Source organism: Serratia sp. CY76391 (genome assembly GCF_052166695.1).
GTDB lineage: Bacteria > Pseudomonadota > Gammaproteobacteria > Enterobacterales > Enterobacteriaceae > Serratia > Serratia nematodiphila.
Window position 1 is genome coordinate 1 of record NZ_JBJNOJ010000018.1, and the last position, 17,205, is coordinate 17,205.

Consider the following 17,205-nt stretch of genomic DNA (forward strand, 5'->3'; position numbering starts at 1 on the left):
CTCTGCCCCCTTGCGCCGTTGGCATGTGTGAACGACACAGCAGAACATGCAGCCATAGCAACAATAGCCACCAGCAGCAGCGAATTGACCACCAGCCGCGTCCTTTTCTTGTTCATGAAGTTTTTCCTTGCCTGAAATAAAAAAGGCCCCGCGTCAGCGAGGCCCCAACTCGTTTATTTAACTCATAACCGGTCGTCAATAGCACCGAACATAACAATGCTTTTAATCGTATCGGATACGACGCTAAATCGCTCAGCGGTATCAATCGGGGGGACTTGGACAACCGTAGACTTGCCTCCAAAATCTACGAACAGCGTATCGCCCTTGTACCACACGGCCATTTCAAGGATGTAGTCTTTATAGGACGTGACCAACACATCAACCATCGTTTTTAGCGAGAAGTTCAACCGATGAGCATCATCAAGCTCAAGTGAAGCAATTGGTGTGTGCCTGAACACCCCACCAACAAGAATCCCTACACGCACATAACCTTGCTCTCTTCCTGCTGCATCAACCCAGTGCGAACCAGGCAACTGTAGTGAATCTCGGTAATACCCGACAAGGTCCGATACATCTCGCTGCAGCTTTATCTTCCGCTCTGAGCGTTTGGCCTCTAACTCCCTGTACTGCTGATTTATCGTTGCATAGGTGATCGTCATTTTCTGTTCCTAGTTCATATTTACAGTAACTAACATGCTGCCTCACACTATCAACGGGGAGCGAAAAAAGGCCACACAGAAGTGCAGCCCTGAATGGGTGCCAGAGTCCGTCTGGCGGCGTATACCCTGCCGGTGATAGGGTCACAAGTTTCGCGGTCTAATTTTCAATCGTCTACTCTGCTCAATCAGCTTTCCGATCATTGATACCACTATGGAGTTTCTGGTTTCCTGATCAGCTACTTGATAAAAGCGGAACAACGCATCTTCCGGTCGCTGCGATTGCGAAAGAACCTGTTCAATTTCATTAATGATAGGAGTTAAATTTTTCATGGGAGTTATTACCTTACATGATGTCGCTTGTCCACATTGTTTACGAGAGACGCCAACACTGACTTGTTCAGCGGAAGTTCGTCTGACATTAAAACGTCTATTAGCACTCATTTTTTTATGTAGGAATTGTAACGGGATAACAGTCGCTGAAGTTATCCCTGATGATAATCTAATGAGGCACTATGGTAGCTATATCCAATGGGCGCACAGCACCCAAAGAAATCACGCTATCTTCCCAACAAGTGAAGAGCACCCTCGCGTGGTTAATATTTACCCGAAGCCCAACACGCCATCTAGCCCTGAACATGTTCCCGCCAACATTCAAGCTGTTTATTCCGAATCTGAAGATAATTTCAATCGAGGAAGATTTTCAACGTGTGTCATGTTAGCCAGAAAAACCTTAGACCTCTCTACAAAAGTCTTAGGTGTTTCTGAAGGAATTGATGTCAACGATCTTTCAAAGCGAATTTTTAAGCTCAGAGAAAGCGGAAAAATAACACCTGAAATGGCGCAGTGGGCAAAGATAGTCAGGCTAGATGGAAATACATCGACCCATACAGACGACGAGTTCAACGAGTCAGAAACAAGAGAATTACTGGATTTTGTTGAAACCTTCCTTCTATATGCGTTCACTTTACCGGCGATGGTTGCAGCAAACAAACATGAGCAACAGTAGAGCGTTGAGCGGGCTTGAATGAATACTAACCACCATCGTGGTCAGCATCCCTTTCAACTTCTTCATAGTTCTGCCCGCGCTCTACTTTACCATCGTTACACACTTCTGGGGCATCATCATGATGCTCCATGGCGATAAACGCTGCATCGACATACTCTCCAGCAGATTTGGCCGACTCAGCACCCTCAAGGCAGTCCCTCACCAATAACGAACAGAGTGCAGTACGAGCGCAATTCTTCGTCTCTTCCGATAACTCTTCAAATTTCATGGTTTTCTCCAATAAAAAAGCCCACGCATATACATGGGCCTGTAGTTGCCGCCTAAAATCGGTAACATGACGAAATAATTCACATTGTGAATTATATTGAAATCCTGATGATACCCATTATCGTTAGTCCTGCCTCCTCACTCTCCTGAGGCAGGGCTAACAGTAGTGTTATTACTGATGTTACATTGTTCCAATTTATAGCCAGCGCTTTCCTGCTGGCTTTTTTTTACTTGGCGTTGGATACCACCAGCGGCTGAAATCAATGCCAAAATCGCTTGGCCTATCCTCTCTGCCGTTGCTATCAATACCGCAACAATCAAGGGGGGATGCATGAAATTCCTGGGATTAATAATCTACTGGTTTACCATACTGGCTCTTATTACAGGCTGGTTCCTGTTCATAATCTATGACTATGACGTCACCAAGCAATAATCGATAGAACAGCAAAGGCCCCGGCAGTTAGCCAGGGCCTAAATCAGTGTTGCAGTGCTGGGTGCCTCCCAGTGAGCCGTTGGCCAGCAGTCACCATGACTCGTGATTCTGTCAAGCAAATTCCCGATTTGAAATTCCGCTGTTTCACCCCGACGCATAGTGGGATTCACTGCAACTAAAATACTTTCAGATAGGTAGCTCCGTGCAGTCAATCGCCATAAACTCGCGGTTAGCCAGGGTTAGAAATGGAGCCGATTTTCCGACTTTCAGTGTGCATCACAATGAAGGAGCGCTCACGGTATTAGGTTGCCATTGTTCGATTTTGGTAAGCCCAATAATCATAAGCGCTCCGCCATTGTCTGGAGCGGTCAGCGGGAATCGAACCCGCATCATCAGCTTGGAAGGCTGAGGTAATAGCCATTATACGATGACCGCGTTGGTCCGCCATCGAGGCCTCGAACCCCGTACCGTTATCTCCATTAGGGATAACCGCTCTTCCTGCTAAGCTAATGGCGGTTTGGTAGCCCTTGCTGGGCTTGAACCAGCGACCGAGCGATTATGAGTCACGCGCTCTAACCATCTGAGCTAAAGGGCTGGGGTGCCGGTCTTTCCCGGCTGTCAATTCAACACCAGAATAGCAAGTGAGAGCAGGCCATAAACCGGCTCACGCAGAAAATATGAACGGGAGGATAATACCGCAAGCGTTTTTTCTCGCCGCAAATACTCTTGCCGTTGGATGCCGGTCTTTCCCGGTGTCACTTCACATCAGAAGGACGCACTCAGATACCCCCACCAAGGGATGCGATAGTGCGTATCAATACCAAGTGCGCCCTTCTGGAGCTGTTAGCGGGAATCAATCAGCTTCAGGTCAGTTTTACGCTGTCGCTTTTGTTCTTGGTAGAAGTTTTCATGTGACCCCAAACTCAAGAGATAAAGCTCCAGCTTGCCTTCAACCCAACTGTACCCTAAAAGCGTAAGCTGGTTATTGAGCTGAAACTTATGCACACGAAGGTAGTTAAGATCGCCCTTCTTCAACTCACCTATTTCTGGATCAGCGATTATCCGTTCAATTTCATCTTCAACGACTTTTAACAATTGCTCGGGTAATCTTGCCAACGCTTTAGAAAAACGACTGGTTTCATAAACATCAATCTGCTGACCGTTCGGTCCTTCTGACATAGCGCGTTACCTTATGATTCTTGACTTCGCTTTGTGCAAGCAAGGCTTCGCTGATGAAACTGAATGGCAAATCAGGGTTTTCTTCGGCTATACGGCCAATTCTCGCCCAGTGCTCAATCTGCTTCGGAATGCTTCGACTAGAAGCATCAGCATAAACCTTAACATCACTGACAAAATCGTCGTCGAGTCGGATGCTGGTTGCCATTGGTGCCTCTCACTAGATAGGGGTTGTATGTCGGTATCGCCATTATAATGCAACAAATTGTCGCGTAACGCAACCCTATGCAGCAAAAAACATCCGCTATTGTCAGAACGAAAAAAACCCGCTCGCAGGCGGGTCATTTTGTTGCATCGCTTGATGGTACAGCTTCGCGAAAGCATACCTGTATTATGCAGTTCCCTTGGCTATTTTCAAGCTATTTTTGCATTTTTCTTCATTTTCGATGCAGATAGCTGCACGAACGGCGACGAACACCGCAGAATTGAATATTTCAATGCACCAGCGCACCCGGTCATCAACCTGATCGCGCGTTAGCCAGGGCGCGTAATGATTTTGCATGTAGCGCCCCAGCACCGACACTGTATTGTTCCGGCCCGTGTAGAACAGCTTGCCGATGATGTAAACCGGGTTGTCGTGCTTCATCGACGCCAGCACCGCTTTTTCCATGAAGTCGCATTCCTCGCCAGCGTCAGCAGCCACCAGCATCGACTCAAGCGAGCGGTGCGGCCAAAGAATTGTGGTTGCCTTCTTCAACTGCTCCTCCCCGCGATACCCAAGTGTGCGCAGGTCGCCCAGCACCTTCACAATTCGCGCCGCGCTTTCGTCGTCCCACTGCTCAGGCATGATTTGCCCCCATACACCGCTGCCGCCGCTGCACTTCAATTTCCCATCTGTGTTGCCGCCGTACATATCGCCCCAGGCGTTCAGCAGCGAAGTGATCCACAATGTTTGCAGCCGGGTCAGGCGCTGGTACTTACCCAGGTATTTCTTGCGAGGAACACCGGCAACAGTCGCCCAGGCGTTGTGTTTGATTTCTCGTTTCTGTTTTGGGGTCATCATGCTGCCTTCTCCTGCTTCAATGCTTTGCGTTTAGCTTTATACGTGTCGCGGATGCGCTCATAGTCACTGCGGCCCAGCTTGCCGACTTTCGGCGGTGGCCCCATTAACCGGTCAAAACGTGCCTGGCCTATCTTGGCTATCAGGTTAGGGCGGTACTCGCTCAGGTTCGCGGATTTGAAGTTGTTACAGACCGAGCACTGCTTGTGGCAGTTATCTTCATCAAAGCGCAGCTCCGGATGACTCCCCACCGTGCGGTAATGCCCTGCGTGATATTGGCCTGTGTGGTAGCGCCCACAGCTGATGCATGGCTCGTCGGCATCGCGCTCGCGGATGTAGGCGTTAAATTCGGTCTGCGCCTGGTTGATGAAGTAGCGCAGCGGCTTAACGGCCAGTTTGCGAATTTTCAGCTTGTCCTTACGTTCCCTTTCCTCAAGACGCTTACGCGCGTCACGCTGGTATGCGATAGCGCAGAGCGGGCCACATACCTTTTGCAGGTACTTCACCGGCGTGAACGTTTCACCGCATTGGGCACACTTTTTTGCCTTGTACTGCTTCGGCTTAGTTGGTTTTTTCATTGTTTTCCTCGCGTGGGAATACCCACTCGTAGACCTCTGAGCCGTTAAGCAGCAGATCGTTAAAGTCGCCGGATTGCGGCCAGCGGATAGATACTTGTTTAAGATCGTTCTTTGCCAGCAGGTTGGCGCGGGCGCACTCAAACGCCGCTGCGTGACCGGATGCGTTCTTGTCAGCGTCGGCAAAGATGATTAGATGTTGCACTCCACGCGGTACGCGGAACTTCTTCATGAATGTGGTGTTCAGCGTCGCCCATGTGTTGCACTGCGTGATTTGATGGCAGGACAGCGCGGTTTCGATGCCCTCGGCGATACCGAGCGTTGATGACGGCGGGAACATGCGGATAGCGACCGAGCTGGCGTGTTCCAGATAGCTGTCCTCCTGTAGCTTCATCATCTTTTTCGGCGCGCCAGCTACCGTGGCCTTTTTGTCCCCGTCGAGCAGGGTGCGGTGCAGGTAACACAGCTCGCCTTTGTCGTCCGTTGCCAGCGCATAGATGGATTGGTATTCGCCACCCGCTGCGCGCTGCCGGTCGCAGTAGCGCACGTTGTCTTGTGGCAGACTGGTGATACCGCGCAGCTTCAGGTAACGGTCTGCGCCGGTGCCTTTCAGACTTGTCAGCGATGCAAACTTGCAGCTCACGCGCTGGCGTTGCGAGGCTATGCCAGATGAAGGGCCACCAGCTTGATAACCCTCTTCCGGCGAGTAGACTCGGCCAATCAGCTTATCGACCTCTGCCGCCAGCGTTTTAAAGTCCTTGCCGGTTGCCCCTGTCAGCAGCGCCCAACCGTCACCCGCGCCGCATGCGCAGATGTAAGAACCGGTGCCGTTCTTGTCGTCGCAACGATATTTGCCCTTGCGGCCACACAGCGGGCATTCACCCTTAAAATGTTTTTTCCCAGTTACCGGGGGGAGGCCGTAAAACTCGAATATTTTCGGCCAATGGCCGATAGCTGCCTGTTTGGTATTCATGCGGCTTTCCCTTCGTTTTGCTTAGATTTTGCGTAGGCGATCTGCGTTGATTTGATGAAGTTGCTCACCACTGGTGTGATGGCCATCGGTGCGTGATACAGCCCTTGCGGCCATACCCCGAATTTTTTGCGGTAGACATGCGAGCACCAGCCGTCACTAACCGGTTTGCCCTGGGCGGCGCGCATGCGTTGGTAGTAGATGATTTGACTCCACCAGGCTTGTTTCACTTCTTTGGTGACAACCTCCTTGGCTTGCTTCACTTTTTTTAAGCCGCGTGACTTATCGGTTTCGACGTCCTCACCAGCGATAGGCTTGAAGCCACATTTCGGGCAGATGTAGACGCCGACCGGCTTAACGTAGTGGCATTGGGTGCATTCTTTCGGCAGGCGCTCCGGCTGATCAGTCTTAACCACGCGCGCGGGCGTTTTCTCCATCCCGTCAGAACTGGCAGGCAGGTAGTCATATTCGATATCGTCGGGATAACCGAGCTTATGCACGGTGCCGGTGTGATCGAAGATGAGGCAGTGATCTTTACCGGGCGCAGTACGCAGGCCACGGCCAAGGCATTGCAGCCAGCGGATTTCTGATTTTGTCGGACGGGCGTAGATGATGCAGCGGACATCGCTATCAAAACCGGCCACCAGCACGCCGACGTTGATGATGATCTTCGTGATGCCCTGCTCAAACCGGCGGATCGTCATCTGGCGGTCTTCGTGTGGCGTCGCCGCCGTCATAACTTCAACTGTCACGCCCGCTTTGCTGAATTCAACGGTCACGTAATTTGCGTGGGCCACGTTGACGCAAAAACAGATCGTCGGGCGGTTTTCCCCGTTCTCCAGCCAGTTCTTAATGATGTCGCCCACCAGCGTCGGGTCGCTCATCACCTCTGCCGTTTGCGTTTCGTTGTAGTCGCGGCCATAGCCTGCCTGCTCTGACGTCTTAACGTCGCTCAGGTCTGGGTGCGATGGGGCGTAAAATTCGTATTTGCTCAGCGCGCCGATAGCGATCAGCTCTTTCATCGTCGTCGGCTTGATCAGCTTCTGGTAATACGTCCCCAGCCAGGCCGAGAACGGAGTACCGGACAACCCGATCACTTTCACGCCTTTAGCGGTCAGCTCGTCGATGAACTCCAGCATTTTTTTGCGCTTCAGGTGGGCTTCGTCGATGATCAGCAGATCGATGTTTTCGGGGAAGTCCCGGCGGATCAGCGTATCGGCTGATGCGATTTGAATAAGGCGGCTCGGGTCATAGGCCGGATGGTCGCGCCAGATGTAGCCGATTTCCTCGGCTGGCAACCCGTACTCAATAAAACGCGTTGCGGTCTGGTCGAGCAGGACGGTATACGGGGCCACAAACATTATGCGCATGTTGCGGCTGATGAACCCGCTGGCGATCAGCGCCGCGATTGCGGTTTTGCCGAACCCGACCGGGGCGTACATCATGAACGAGGCGTATTGCTTCCACGCCGCGCGCAGCATGTTCAGTGCAACTATCTGTTTTTCGCGTGGCTGGATTGTAAGCGTCATCGTTATCTCCTCGTTTAATCGTCTAGCCGTCTAAATGTCCGTTTGGCGTTTTTAAACACTCGATCCCTTAAAGATCTTCTCTCTGGTAAAGCCCGTTCCTTCCCCCACACCCCAACCCGATCACCCCCCTTTCCCCCCTCTTACCCTTCCCCTCTCCCCCGTTTAAAAAACACCGGCTAAAAAATTCATGCCGCTACCCTGTTTTGCCCCACCAGCGGTGGCGCGGTTGTCATGCCCTGGCCTGCCCGTGAATACCGCTCGACGTACAGCCGCAGGCGCGTGTTAGCCGCTTTGCGGCCTGCGTTCTCCTGCCGGTAAGAAACCTCCTCGGCGTCAAACGCTGTGCGGTAAGCCTCCTCGTAGGCGTGCGCAATCTTCCCGCGCTGCCCGTGCGGTAACTTACCTAGCTGGTCTTGAATCCATGCGGCATCCTCGCGGCAATACACCGCAGGCATGGCGGTTCGAACAAACGATGCAGGCTGCATACGCTTACCCTCCGGTTGTGAAATACAGCAGTCCCTACGGCATAGGAGCGCGCCACTTCGCTGTGTGGATTGGGGTGACTTCCGCCGGGCAGAACACGCTATAGAGCAACAGGATGTGCTCCTGGAACGTCGCGATCAGGCGGTAGGTATTGCCGTCCAGCGCTTTACGCTCAGCGGCGTCTATCTCGCCGTCTTCGGTAAATTTGCGGACAAGTTCGGAGTGCTTGCCGATGTACTCAATCGCTTCCATCAGCTTGGCGTTGATGTCGTCTCGATCGACGTCTTCAACTTCGGGCAGACGCACGTTCACGCTGCGAGACTGGCGGGATACAGCGTCGGCAAAGTGGGTATTGCCACCAGCCCGCTGTAAAACCATGAACCAGCCGATCGGGAAAATTTGGTTGCTGTTTGGGCGAAGACGGTTAAACAGCGCGTCTTCCGTAACCCCCAGCCACTGCGCAGCCTCAGCATAGCCACCAGGCAGACCAGTGATGATTTTTCGGGCGGAATTGACCACCCATTCAGGCTGTTTTTCTGCCTGCCAGTCCGGCGCTTTTTGCTGTGACACAGTTGTACTCCTCGGGCTGTGGTTACTAAGCCTTGAAAATTGCGCAATACTTTCCCCATCAAATTGATGGGCTTGTTTCACGGTGGTTTGTTGGGGGGAAAACATCATCCAACCCAACAGGCTCGCCAAGCTTGTTAAAAATCGCCACGAAACTGCGACAAGTTTGTATATCCATGCTCCGTCGTCCGGCCTCGTAATGGCCTATTGCACCCGGCGTGCATCCAGCAAGTTGAGCCAGCTCTGACTGCGTAATTCCCAGGCGCTTGCGAATCACTTGTATGTTGTTCATGGAGCCTCCTATTTCGACGAAGTATACATATCGTATTCATTGATCGCAAGTTAAGTATACAAATTGTGTCTCGATAGTGGCTATACAAACCGTATAATTCAGGAATGAATATGAAATGGTATGAAGCAGCCAAGGCCAAAATGAAGGAATCGCGCATTGGCCAAGAGCAACTCGCAGAGCACCTTGGGGTTACCAAAGGTGCCGTCAGTCACTGGCTAAACGGCAGAAGGGAGCCAGGGATAGAAATCATCGCCAACATAATGAATTTTATTGGTTTGAAAGATTTTGTTGTTAACCCTGGCAATTCTCAGCCAGCTTCGCACCACACCGAAACCTCAAACGTTAAATTTGCTGGGCCTTATAAAAAAGGCAGGGAGTATCCGCTGATCAGTTGGGTTCAAGCGGGAGCTTGGGCTGAGGCAATGGAGCCGTATACCGTCGATGAGATCGATGAATGGTTCGAGTCTGATGCAAAAGTTTTCGGTAAGGCGTTCTGGCTACGTGTCGATGGCGACTCTATGACAGCGCCAACAGGGATCAGTATCCCTGAAGGAACATTAGTCCTAGTAGATACGGGTCGTGAGGCCGTCAATGGTAGCCTCGTTATAGCCAAGATGGTTGACGCCAATGAAGCCACATTCAAAAAACTCATCATCGACGGCGGGCAAAAATACCTTAAAGGTCTGAACCCTGCATGGCCGATGAAAGAGATCAACGGCAACTGCAAGATTATCGGAGTTGCAATCCAAACCATGATGCGTTTGGTTTAATCAACGCCCAGCACAATGCTGGGCTTTCTCTTAATTCCCGATTCCCTCCCTCAAAGAACCCCCCTTCCTCACTCTAGGGCGAATTGTGCACAAATAATTTTTCAATAAAAATCACCACGATACGTATACTTCTGTATTTTATGTATACATTTCGTATTGCAAGATAAAAATACAATTCGTATACTCACTCCATCAACCCGGAACGCCACCAGCAAAACACCGCCGCAAACGTTACGGAACGCTCTTTAACAATCAGGGATGGGCAGTCACAAACCACAATCCGGTGGCCCGCTGGATGTCTCTGCTAACCCGTTAAAATCGGAATGCGAGATCGGCAGGTGACGAATTACTTTGAATTGACACAATTATGAGATGAGAAGTCCTCAACCACGCAGCCACATAACACGCATATGAGTTCTATTACAGGCTTCTGGCGACGCATGGCTGTGATATTTTTCCTTCTTGGTTGCTGACTGTAGTTCTTCCTCTTTCTTGCAGGTGCTATTTGCCCAGGACCAGAGGAACTTCTAGCCTCACCAATTGCATCAAGATATCCCCAGCCACCGCAATATGAGCACTGGGGGTTTCTTCCTTCGCAAACGCATTTTTTCCCGAGCGTTTCTATTTTCACTTTTTCTTTCCCTGACCAAAAGAGCCACCAGACACTGTTTTACCAGTATGTCGGTACTGTTTATTGCCCATCAGGACATCGGTAGCGTTGATATTACGTTGCTGAATGCTTAGGCGATCACTCTCAAGCTGCTCTTCAATGTATGAGTTTCTCAACGAAACAATAACTGCATTTCTGATAAGGAGCTCTTTTTCAGGTGTTATGTCTTTGTGTGTTTTGATATGCCGGTTAACCCTCCCAATTCGAAATTTCGCTTTGCAGAGAGGGCATACAGCGTATTTATTCCAAGATTGTGTATTCATCTTTGAATCCTTTTCAGTCCAGGAATTAACACTAATTCATCGTGGGATTTAAATCCAGACCGCAGGGGGGAATAACACTAAAGGCATGCAGCGGACAGGACAGGGTGACGAATTATCAACAAAGGAGATCAAACCAATGAAGCAGTAAATCGGTTCATGGCCTACAGGCCAGCCACGCGACGACGGTGTTACAGGTCGGGTTCCCACGGCGACGCAGTGAGGGAAAGGAGGCGTAAGGCATCACTAAGTAACCGGTTAGCGCCCGGCGAACGCACAAGCAGCTTAAAACGACGAGTGGATTTACCCTGCCGCTGCCAGTGTGGGGCGGTAGGCATAAAACCACTGAGGAGCAAAGCGATGAAAGAACTTGTGTTTCAACCAGCTAGCGCAGTCCCGTTGAGCACTGCCCGTAGACAATCCTTTTTAGTTATACACCCTAGCGATGGCTATTGCCTTGGCAGAGCTTTTTTTGACGAGCTTAATGAATTTGTCTGTTTCCTTATCGATGAAGAATATGGAGAAACAGCAGAAGCACTCCATCAGGGCCAATACTTAGCGTGGGCTTCCCTGCCCAGCGAGAGAATTATTTTAGAGAGTTTATAAAGTCGTTATAGAGTCCTAAGTCCTTACGACTCACATTGTCCATTGGAAACATTTGATGGTATAGGGGTTTTAGGTTCTTCTTACGCAGGAATTTAATAGCCGATTCCTGCAGTTCTTTCGCCCTGGCGATACGGGTATCTAGCATGGAAGCTCGACGCCCTATATTAGTGAGTTGACGCCGAGATATTGCATTTAAATCCACATTTTCAAGTGCCGTCAAAACCTGCGATATCTCCTTCTCATAGAGATCTCTTAAGCTGTTATCGGAAGCTAAAATCTCTATCTGCTGTATCTGCCCAATAACTACAAACACCGTTTTATATTCAATTGGTGCATCTTCGGCGGGGTTATTGTATTCGTTTTTATCCTTTGGAACAGATTGCGGGCTCAAAACCTTAGTGTCTCGGTTGGAAGCCATGCGCGATAACTCAGTCGCGGCGTAACGTCCGACGACAAGCGGATCTTTAATTTGCTCTATTTTTTCCGCTAATTTTAGTATTCCGTTCGGGCCACTGGTCAACTCGGCCGCTTGTTGCCAATATTCAAAGACTTTCTGCTTTTTGCTAGCAACCGTTTCTTTGTAGATTTCGAGGTTAACTTCACTTTCCATCCTTTGAGCCAACACTTCGAATTTTTCTTTAAAAATCGTAGTACCGCATATGTGGCCTATGCATGTTTCCAAACCATCTTCAGTTCTTACAATGAAGCCCTTTTTATGGCCAGCATGACAATTTTTAAGGCCACAAGCTCTCGATGGTTCGTTTTTGTAATAACCAAAGACCTCATTCAATACTTTACCTTTTGAATCGATATCCACAACATAATTTGGCCGCGTATAAACTTGTTCCCAATTATCAAGCTTTATCAGAACACCGCCTTCTTTCACGTAAAGCATGCTTTTCCCTTCTTGGATTGTGGAGATCGGATAGTACCACATCAATAAGGTCAGTATGCAACCAATAACTGTATACATACCCAGCAAGTTATCCACAGGCGAAGGAGCACCAGATGGCAATCATTCTAACCACGCGCGAACGCCGAAGAGCACGGCGGGAAATGCGCTCAATACGAGCTGCCGCTATTCGCAAGTTCGGCAATAGCGACGTCACCAGCTACCTAAACCGTCTGGTGCGCTGGTACTTCTGAAATAAATAGCCCCGGCTGCAGACGCCAATCTTTGCCGGGGCATGACCAGTAGAACGGAGATTCAACATGATCAAACACAATGCTAACACAATCGTTGTAGACGGTATGCGCGTTGTCCCTTCCGTGCAGGCCGTTCGCCTCACCTTCTTTACCCGCCTGGTGAAAATCCTCTGCCAGAAAGGCCACCCGCTCTAAATCTTTGCTGTGTGTAGTCTTTGGCGGCCGCCGAGCTTCAACCAACCCAAAGGAGGATGAAGATAATGTTCGTAGGCGAGCCGCCCTTTTTCATAGAGAGAAGAATTCAGGCATCCATTTAACCGTGGAGGGCGTCACCCGGCCCGAGTTCTTCTCTGTATGTGACGAGGAGAAATAGTATGTCTGAAAGCAAATGCACTCCCTTTAGCCAGCAGCTGGCTTATATCAACAAAGGCACCTTAGACCAGGAGCTTACCGAAGCTCTGGCCGAGGTTATTAAAATGGTTCGCGAAACCGGCAAGAAAGGCGCTGTTACTTTGACGCTTAATTGCCAGATGTTGAACAGCCGCGACGAAAACACGATGAAAATCACCCCGAACGTCAAGAAATCCATTCCTGAACTGGATCGGGCTGACACCATTATGTTCTCAACCGCCGATGGCGATTTAATGCGTGATGATCCTTCTCAAGTGCAAATGGATTTGAAAGTCATTGATACAGCCCCCGCCGCAGCGCCTATTAAGCTGCAAGCCAACGGCTAATTAATTTAGCCAGCAACGTTAATATTAATTAAGGAAAATAGCATGCAAGAACTTGCAAGCCTCGCTAATGGCTCAGTACGCGAAATTCAGGAATTGGCATTGACCGCGTTCACGCCAAAAACGGATATCCCGGTAGCTGTGGTTCCTGACAACCATGAAGTACAAACGCTCGAGCATTTTCAGCTTCAACCTTCGCTGATTCGTCAGGCGGTACGTCTTCTTTCGGCGTCCTCGCTGATTGCCTACGTTAAAAAATTCGCTGATCAGCGTACTGCAATCTTCGCCGACAAATCGCAAACCCGCATTGAGGCCGTGCTGGATTACCACTCTGCGGCATACTCACCAGAGTGGGCAAACCATCGCGCTGTCTACGACTGTCCGTATTCCGATGAATGGCAGGAATGGGCAGCACGCGATAAGCGCGCGATGAACCAGACTGACTTTGCCGAGTTCCTCGAAAACCACATCCAAGACATCGCGCCGGTCAGCGATGACTACAAAGGCCCATCTGGTACGGCGTTGTTGGAAATGGTGCTGGCGTTCCAAGAAACCCGCAAAGCTGAGTTTAAATCGGTGCGCCGCCTGCAAGATGGCACGTTCCAAATGAGCTACAGCGATGAAAAATCAGGAAGTGGTAACACCTCCCTGCCGGAAAAAATCAGCCTAGCTATCGCACCATTCCACAACGGTGTGCGTTACCAAGTTGAAGCCCGTATTCGCTACCGCCTGAAAGACGGCGGCTTAGCACTTTGGTACGAACTTATCGAACCGAAAAAAATCGTTGAGCACGCTTTTACTGAGATCGTCGTAGACCTGGAAAACCAGCTCGAAATCATCCCGGTTTATGAAGGCTCAATTAAATAAAGTGCAGTCTTATGCGCCACCGTGTGTGGCGCATAGTGAAGCATTTTCACCCCCTCAGAATGGAAGATAATTATGGCAACTTTAAGTCAGCGTTATTCTGCAAAAGAAAGCATCGGTTCCGATATCACTACCCGCAAAACGTTTCTGGTTCCACTCAGTGAAATTTATGCTGAAGATGGCTATAACGTTCGCGAATTAAATCAGGCGCACGTTGAAGAGTTTAGGGATGCGTTTATTGCGGGGAATATATACCACCGCTGGCAGTTGAAGTGACCGAGCAAGGCGTGAAGGTTATCGACGGTCACCATCGCTTCCACGGTGCGCTGTTGGCAAGGTCTAGCACTTACCCCTATCGAACGTGGCGCGGCCTATCAACGGCTGGTAAATCAGGGCTGGACTAACGCGGAGATCGCAAAGAAAGTTAAGCGTTCTGAGTCCGATATCCTCCAGCATCTGCAATTGCAGGAATGCAGTCCCTATATCAAGAGCCTGGTGCGTTCTGGTTCCATTAACTATGCCCTGGCTATTCAAATTAACCGCGAGCATGGCGTATATGCCGACCGTGAAGCCGCGCGCTTGATGAAAAAGGCCGAAGAATCCGGTAAGAAAAAAATCACTAAGAGCGTCGCCCAGCCACAATTCAGCGCCAAGAAAGCCCGTCGAATGCTGGAGCTGCTGTTTGATGCTGTGCCAATCGTGCAAGGCGATACCGATTCACTGATGTTAGCCAAAGGCGTTAAAGACGAGGTCATGCAGATAATTAATGATTATCGCAATGAAGGCCACCAGCAATGAGCATCAACCTGAATAATGCGCCTTTGTGGATTACTGCGAAGGCGCTGGAAAAATTAAAACAGTTCCGCGCCGGTCGATTATTCCCCAAAAGAACCTATGGCAAAAAGTACCTGACCTTTCGTGTAAATAAACGCTGGCGCTTACTTTCAAAAGACGACGGCACTACATGGCGGTTAATGTCGCATTCCGAATACAACACATAATTAAGGAAATGAGATGACTAACTATCAACTTCTCTGTTTTCTTCAGAAAGATGGCGGTTTTTATGACGTCAAAGGACACATTGACCTGCTCAAAAGCACATTCCCTGATGCTGGGTTTGATGACATAGACATTAAAAACCTGCGAAACATCATCACTCGTTCAACATCCATCGCTTTCGAACGGCGCTGGGCGGAACGCTCAATGAAAATTAAGGTTGTTTACGTCTCTCCCAAATATGCCAATTACTCCAAGGCAGCGATTGGTATTGGTAGAAAACGGGGAGCGCCGAAATGGACCTACCTTGAGGGAGAGCATCAAGAAACCGTAAATGCCATCATACGGCGGCAAACGTTTGATCGGTTACTGAGTGAATGCCGTGGACAAAGCCCGAGATGATAACCTGCACACCACTGCACAAGAGGTTCTAAACGAATACCGCTCCCCTACCAATAATCTCACCTATCGCGAAATCCTCGACAAGCACGCAGCTAAGATCGCCCCCTACTGGCCGGCAAAGCCGCCAGCATGGATGCGACTCAGCTGTGCCTGTATGCGGATTGATACAGTTAAAAAGCAGAGGAAACAATGAATATAGAAAATAGTGGTTTTTGGCGCACATCATCAGTGTGTAAACATTTTGAAGTTAATCGACGCACCATTCATCGTTGGCGTCAAGGGAAAGGCGTTAAAGAGCCGTTCCCTGAACCTATACAACAAGCATTCAGGGAAGGTAATCGTTGGATAAGTGAAGAGGTCATTGCATGGGGGAATCGTAATATCAAGACGCGACAGAAGGCCGCTTGAACTCCGCAACCTGCGGGTCAACAATCCCCATTAGTCTTGCCCACCAAAGGCTATATGCCGTTCTCATCTCGTCTAGGTATTTGTGTTTATCATACACGCCCCAGACGCCAGGCAATTTGTGCCCCAACATCATTTCAGAAATGTGAGGCTCGGCGAGCTCCGACCAATTGGTTCTTGCTGTCCGTCTTAAATCATGAACAGTGAAATGGGGCACGCTCTCCTTGTAAACCTTCAGCATAAATTTACATAACATCCCCGTAATACTCAGATGATTTCCACTCGGCATCGGTTCCGTCCGATTTGAGAAAGCATATTTACCCGGCGCTAAATCCATAGCTGACTTAATAAGTGGCACAACACCAGGGATAATTGGCCTAATGATGGGTTTTCCTGTACTTGAGCCTGTTTTATGGTTCTGTGGCGGTACGACCCACACCATATTTTCGAAATCAAAGTGATCTTTTTCCGCTAATCTTAACTCGCTAACTCGACAACCAAAGAAAAGACATAGCTTAATTATCGCTTTATTCCTATTGCTCATCCTGGATTGGTCACAGGCTTTCCAGATAAAAGCGATCTCCTTCCTCTCCAGGGTACGCTCACCAACATTGGTTTTGATACCAAAATCGGAAGATGTAAGCGTAACGACTGGGTTATGCTCAACAGCCCCCCTTTTGTGCGCCCAGGCATAGCTATTTTTGGTTTTGTTAAGGATCCGCTTTGTTACGCCGGTATACACAGCCGCCAGCGCATCCAATAGCTCTATCCAGCGCTGTAGGGATATCTCAGAAGCCGGGTATTTGCCAACCTTAGGGAATACATGCAGCTCGAACGATCGCATCACCTGATCCGCGCATTTTTTCCCGCTCTCGACCATTTCGAACCAATCGCGGAACATCCGTTCAAACGTCATAGAGGAATTTAACCGAGCCAACTCCAGCTCGCGGTGGATTTTAGGGTTCTTTCCTATAGCCAACACAGCAGCATGCTTTGCAACCTCCTCTCTGGCTTGCTTTAACGATATGGCGGGATATGAACCGATGGTCATCTTGTCTTGCTTACCCATGAATCGGTAGCGATAGAAGAAAGTGACCGCACCCTTGATGGATAAGCGAACCCACAAACCATCACGATCGGCCTTTTCTTCAACCTTCAGACGCCCTCGCCCCAAGTTGGATTTTAAGTACGTATCAGATAACGCCATAGCCCCCTCAAGCCACCAGATGGACACACCGAGAAGAAGGATACAGCATTATGGACACAAATATGGGCAAAGATTTTATGTCCCAACGTTGGACAACGTTGCCCAATCAATTTTTCTAATTAGGTGGT

General features: G+C 49.6%; 23 protein-coding genes, 3 tRNA genes and 1 pseudogene. 9 read left to right on the forward strand and 18 right to left on the reverse strand.

The window, feature by feature from the left end:
- Nucleotides 1–182: 182 nt before the first annotated feature.
- Nucleotides 183–659, reverse strand: a complete 477-nt coding sequence (locus tag ACJ8PN_RS24360; RefSeq protein ID WP_442535304.1) for a hypothetical protein — start codon at nucleotides 657–659, stop codon at nucleotides 183–185.
- Between the two features lie 328 nt (nucleotides 660–987).
- On the opposite strand from ACJ8PN_RS24360, the gene ACJ8PN_RS24365 reads away from it, so the two are divergent.
- Nucleotides 988–1,665 (forward strand): DUF4145 domain-containing protein, encoded by a 678-nt coding sequence (locus tag ACJ8PN_RS24365; protein WP_442535305.1) that lies wholly within the window; start codon nucleotides 988–990, stop codon nucleotides 1,663–1,665.
- Nucleotides 1,666–1,690: 25 nt separating this feature from the next.
- Here the strand turns inward: ACJ8PN_RS24365 and ACJ8PN_RS24370 are convergent, their stop codons facing one another.
- The 14 genes from ACJ8PN_RS24370 to ACJ8PN_RS24435 form a co-directional block, all read right to left on the reverse strand.
- A complete protein-coding gene (locus tag ACJ8PN_RS24370) occupies nucleotides 1,691–1,933 on the reverse strand; it encodes a hypothetical protein (RefSeq protein ID WP_442535306.1) in 243 nt (80 codons plus the stop codon).
- A gap of 137 nt (nucleotides 1,934–2,070) precedes the next feature.
- Nucleotides 2,071–2,265, reverse strand: a complete 195-nt coding sequence (locus ACJ8PN_RS24375; protein ID WP_442535307.1) for a hypothetical protein — start codon at nucleotides 2,263–2,265, stop codon at nucleotides 2,071–2,073.
- 460 nt (nucleotides 2,266–2,725) lie between these two features.
- Nucleotides 2,726–2,800: transfer RNA gene (locus ACJ8PN_RS24380), tRNA-Gly, on the reverse strand.
- A 2-nt stretch (nucleotides 2,801–2,802) separates the two neighbouring features.
- Nucleotides 2,803–2,881: transfer RNA gene (locus ACJ8PN_RS24385), tRNA-His, on the reverse strand.
- Nucleotides 2,882–2,883: 2 nt separating this feature from the next.
- A tRNA-Ile gene (locus ACJ8PN_RS24390) sits at nucleotides 2,884–2,960 on the reverse strand.
- A gap of 248 nt (nucleotides 2,961–3,208) precedes the next feature.
- Entirely contained in the window at nucleotides 3,209–3,544 is a 336-nt protein-coding gene (locus ACJ8PN_RS24395; RefSeq protein WP_420276788.1) for a type II toxin-antitoxin system RelE/ParE family toxin, read from the reverse strand.
- Complete coding sequence (locus tag ACJ8PN_RS24400; protein WP_442535308.1) at nucleotides 3,513–3,749, reverse strand: TA system antitoxin ParD family protein; 237 nt, start codon at nucleotides 3,747–3,749, stop codon at nucleotides 3,513–3,515. The genes ACJ8PN_RS24395 and ACJ8PN_RS24400 overlap by 32 nt, the downstream gene beginning before the upstream one ends.
- 183 nt (nucleotides 3,750–3,932) lie before the next feature.
- Entirely contained in the window at nucleotides 3,933–4,604 is a 672-nt protein-coding gene (locus tag ACJ8PN_RS24405) for a hypothetical protein (RefSeq protein ID WP_442535309.1), read from the reverse strand.
- Nucleotides 4,601–5,179 (reverse strand): recombination protein NinG, encoded by a 579-nt coding sequence (locus ACJ8PN_RS24410; protein ID WP_063990587.1) that lies wholly within the window; start codon nucleotides 5,177–5,179, stop codon nucleotides 4,601–4,603. Before ACJ8PN_RS24410 ends, ACJ8PN_RS24405 begins: the two co-directional genes overlap by 4 nt.
- Nucleotides 5,163–6,149 (reverse strand): DUF7146 domain-containing protein, encoded by a 987-nt coding sequence (locus ACJ8PN_RS24415; RefSeq protein ID WP_049269897.1) that lies wholly within the window; start codon nucleotides 6,147–6,149, stop codon nucleotides 5,163–5,165. The genes ACJ8PN_RS24410 and ACJ8PN_RS24415 overlap by 17 nt, the downstream gene beginning before the upstream one ends.
- A complete protein-coding gene (locus ACJ8PN_RS24420; protein ID WP_442535310.1) occupies nucleotides 6,146–7,675 on the reverse strand; it encodes a DEAD/DEAH box helicase in 1,530 nt (509 codons plus the stop codon). The genes ACJ8PN_RS24415 and ACJ8PN_RS24420 overlap by 4 nt, the downstream gene beginning before the upstream one ends.
- A 185-nt stretch (nucleotides 7,676–7,860) precedes the next feature.
- Nucleotides 7,861–8,160 carry a hypothetical protein gene (locus ACJ8PN_RS24425; RefSeq protein WP_033653818.1) on the reverse strand — a complete coding sequence of 100 codons (300 nt, stop codon included), beginning with the start codon at nucleotides 8,158–8,160 and terminating at the stop codon, nucleotides 7,861–7,863.
- A 34-nt stretch (nucleotides 8,161–8,194) separates the two neighbouring features.
- Complete coding sequence (locus ACJ8PN_RS24430) at nucleotides 8,195–8,728, reverse strand: YmfL family putative regulatory protein (RefSeq protein ID WP_442535311.1); 534 nt, start codon at nucleotides 8,726–8,728, stop codon at nucleotides 8,195–8,197.
- 58 nt (nucleotides 8,729–8,786) lie between these two features.
- Nucleotides 8,787–9,017, reverse strand: coding sequence for a helix-turn-helix transcriptional regulator (locus tag ACJ8PN_RS24435; RefSeq protein WP_072008241.1), 231 nt, complete (start codon nucleotides 9,015–9,017; stop codon nucleotides 8,787–8,789).
- Between the two features lie 104 nt (nucleotides 9,018–9,121).
- Between ACJ8PN_RS24435 and ACJ8PN_RS24440 the strand changes: the two genes are divergently transcribed.
- Nucleotides 9,122–9,787, forward strand: coding sequence for a LexA family protein (locus ACJ8PN_RS24440; RefSeq protein WP_442535312.1), 666 nt, complete (start codon nucleotides 9,122–9,124; stop codon nucleotides 9,785–9,787).
- A 627-nt stretch (nucleotides 9,788–10,414) separates the two neighbouring features.
- Here ACJ8PN_RS24440 and ACJ8PN_RS24445 read toward each other — a convergent pair.
- Nucleotides 10,415–10,720 (reverse strand): hypothetical protein, encoded by a 306-nt coding sequence (locus tag ACJ8PN_RS24445; RefSeq protein ID WP_442535313.1) that lies wholly within the window; start codon nucleotides 10,718–10,720, stop codon nucleotides 10,415–10,417.
- A 357-nt stretch (nucleotides 10,721–11,077) separates the two neighbouring features.
- On the opposite strand from ACJ8PN_RS24445, the gene ACJ8PN_RS24450 reads away from it, so the two are divergent.
- Nucleotides 11,078–11,323 carry a hypothetical protein gene (locus ACJ8PN_RS24450; RefSeq protein WP_442535314.1) on the forward strand — a complete coding sequence of 82 codons (246 nt, stop codon included), beginning with the start codon at nucleotides 11,078–11,080 and terminating at the stop codon, nucleotides 11,321–11,323.
- On the opposite strand, the gene ACJ8PN_RS24455 is transcribed toward ACJ8PN_RS24450, so the two are convergent.
- Nucleotides 11,304–12,314, reverse strand: coding sequence for a hypothetical protein (locus ACJ8PN_RS24455; RefSeq protein ID WP_442535315.1), 1,011 nt, complete (start codon nucleotides 12,312–12,314; stop codon nucleotides 11,304–11,306). The genes ACJ8PN_RS24450 and ACJ8PN_RS24455 overlap by 20 nt on opposite strands.
- A gap of 221 nt (nucleotides 12,315–12,535) precedes the next feature.
- Here ACJ8PN_RS24455 and ACJ8PN_RS24460 point away from each other — a divergent pair, with 221 nt between their 5' ends.
- The 6 genes and pseudogenes from ACJ8PN_RS24460 to ACJ8PN_RS24485 all read left to right on the forward strand — a co-directional run bounded on the left by ACJ8PN_RS24460 (nucleotide 12,536) and on the right by ACJ8PN_RS24485 (nucleotide 15,465).
- Nucleotides 12,536–12,664: a hypothetical protein gene (locus tag ACJ8PN_RS24460; protein WP_442535316.1), complete on the forward strand. Its 129-nt coding sequence runs from the start codon at nucleotides 12,536–12,538 to the stop codon at nucleotides 12,662–12,664.
- A gap of 179 nt (nucleotides 12,665–12,843) precedes the next feature.
- Nucleotides 12,844–13,206, forward strand: coding sequence for a hypothetical protein (locus ACJ8PN_RS24465; RefSeq protein ID WP_442535317.1), 363 nt, complete (start codon nucleotides 12,844–12,846; stop codon nucleotides 13,204–13,206).
- 42 nt (nucleotides 13,207–13,248) lie between these two features.
- The gene (locus tag ACJ8PN_RS24470) at nucleotides 13,249–14,070 is read left to right on the forward strand and encodes a YfdQ family protein (protein WP_171454592.1); all 822 of its coding nucleotides are present in this window, start codon (nucleotides 13,249–13,251) and stop codon (nucleotides 14,068–14,070) included.
- Nucleotides 14,071–14,142: 72 nt separating this feature from the next.
- Nucleotides 14,143–14,865, forward strand: a pseudogene (locus tag ACJ8PN_RS24475) (ParB/RepB/Spo0J family partition protein).
- On the forward strand, nucleotides 14,862–15,068 hold the full coding sequence (locus ACJ8PN_RS24480) for a ParE family toxin-like protein (RefSeq protein WP_442535318.1): 207 nt from the start codon (nucleotides 14,862–14,864) through the stop codon (nucleotides 15,066–15,068). The pseudogene ACJ8PN_RS24475 and the gene ACJ8PN_RS24480 overlap by 4 nt, the downstream one beginning before the upstream one ends.
- Nucleotides 15,069–15,081: 13 nt before the next feature.
- Nucleotides 15,082–15,465 (forward strand): hypothetical protein, encoded by a 384-nt coding sequence (locus ACJ8PN_RS24485; RefSeq protein WP_442535319.1) that lies wholly within the window; start codon nucleotides 15,082–15,084, stop codon nucleotides 15,463–15,465.
- A 382-nt stretch (nucleotides 15,466–15,847) separates the two neighbouring features.
- Here ACJ8PN_RS24485 and ACJ8PN_RS24490 read toward each other — a convergent pair whose 3' ends face one another.
- Nucleotides 15,848–17,077: a tyrosine-type recombinase/integrase gene (locus tag ACJ8PN_RS24490; protein WP_442535320.1), complete on the reverse strand. Its 1,230-nt coding sequence runs from the start codon at nucleotides 17,075–17,077 to the stop codon at nucleotides 15,848–15,850.
- Between the last annotated feature and the right edge of the window lie 128 nt (nucleotides 17,078–17,205).

Excerpts from the sequence above, each read along its gene's own strand:
- ACJ8PN_RS24360 (WP_442535304.1), bottom strand. The coding sequence starts at position 659 with ATGACGATCACCTATGCAACGATAAATCAGCAGTACAGGGAGTTAGAG.
- ACJ8PN_RS24365 (WP_442535305.1), top strand. The coding sequence starts at position 988 with ATGGGAGTTATTACCTTACATGATGTCGCTTGTCCACATTGTTTACGA.
- ACJ8PN_RS24370 (WP_442535306.1), bottom strand. The coding sequence starts at position 1,933 with ATGAAATTTGAAGAGTTATCGGAAGAGACGAAGAATTGCGCTCGTACT.
- ACJ8PN_RS24375 (WP_442535307.1), bottom strand. The coding sequence starts at position 2,265 with ATGCATCCCCCCTTGATTGTTGCGGTATTGATAGCAACGGCAGAGAGG.
- ACJ8PN_RS24395 (WP_420276788.1), bottom strand. The coding sequence starts at position 3,544 with ATGTCAGAAGGACCGAACGGTCAGCAGATTGATGTTTATGAAACCAGT.
- ACJ8PN_RS24400 (WP_442535308.1), bottom strand. The coding sequence starts at position 3,749 with ATGGCAACCAGCATCCGACTCGACGACGATTTTGTCAGTGATGTTAAG.
- ACJ8PN_RS24405 (WP_442535309.1), bottom strand. The coding sequence starts at position 4,604 with ATGATGACCCCAAAACAGAAACGAGAAATCAAACACAACGCCTGGGCG.
- ACJ8PN_RS24410 (WP_063990587.1), bottom strand. The coding sequence starts at position 5,179 with ATGAAAAAACCAACTAAGCCGAAGCAGTACAAGGCAAAAAAGTGTGCC.
- ACJ8PN_RS24415 (WP_049269897.1), bottom strand. The coding sequence starts at position 6,149 with ATGAATACCAAACAGGCAGCTATCGGCCATTGGCCGAAAATATTCGAG.
- ACJ8PN_RS24420 (WP_442535310.1), bottom strand. The coding sequence starts at position 7,675 with ATGACGCTTACAATCCAGCCACGCGAAAAACAGATAGTTGCACTGAAC.
- ACJ8PN_RS24425 (WP_033653818.1), bottom strand. The coding sequence starts at position 8,160 with ATGCAGCCTGCATCGTTTGTTCGAACCGCCATGCCTGCGGTGTATTGC.
- ACJ8PN_RS24435 (WP_072008241.1), bottom strand. The coding sequence starts at position 9,017 with ATGAACAACATACAAGTGATTCGCAAGCGCCTGGGAATTACGCAGTCA.
- ACJ8PN_RS24440 (WP_442535312.1), top strand. The coding sequence starts at position 9,122 with ATGAATATGAAATGGTATGAAGCAGCCAAGGCCAAAATGAAGGAATCG.
- ACJ8PN_RS24445 (WP_442535313.1), bottom strand. The coding sequence starts at position 10,720 with ATGAATACACAATCTTGGAATAAATACGCTGTATGCCCTCTCTGCAAA.
- ACJ8PN_RS24450 (WP_442535314.1), top strand. The coding sequence starts at position 11,078 with ATGAAAGAACTTGTGTTTCAACCAGCTAGCGCAGTCCCGTTGAGCACT.
- ACJ8PN_RS24460 (WP_442535316.1), top strand. The coding sequence starts at position 12,536 with ATGATCAAACACAATGCTAACACAATCGTTGTAGACGGTATGCGCGTT.
- ACJ8PN_RS24465 (WP_442535317.1), top strand. The coding sequence starts at position 12,844 with ATGTCTGAAAGCAAATGCACTCCCTTTAGCCAGCAGCTGGCTTATATC.
- ACJ8PN_RS24470 (WP_171454592.1), top strand. The coding sequence starts at position 13,249 with ATGCAAGAACTTGCAAGCCTCGCTAATGGCTCAGTACGCGAAATTCAG.
- ACJ8PN_RS24480 (WP_442535318.1), top strand. The coding sequence starts at position 14,862 with ATGAGCATCAACCTGAATAATGCGCCTTTGTGGATTACTGCGAAGGCG.
- ACJ8PN_RS24485 (WP_442535319.1), top strand. The coding sequence starts at position 15,082 with ATGACTAACTATCAACTTCTCTGTTTTCTTCAGAAAGATGGCGGTTTT.
- ACJ8PN_RS24490 (WP_442535320.1), bottom strand. The coding sequence starts at position 17,077 with ATGGCGTTATCTGATACGTACTTAAAATCCAACTTGGGGCGAGGGCGT.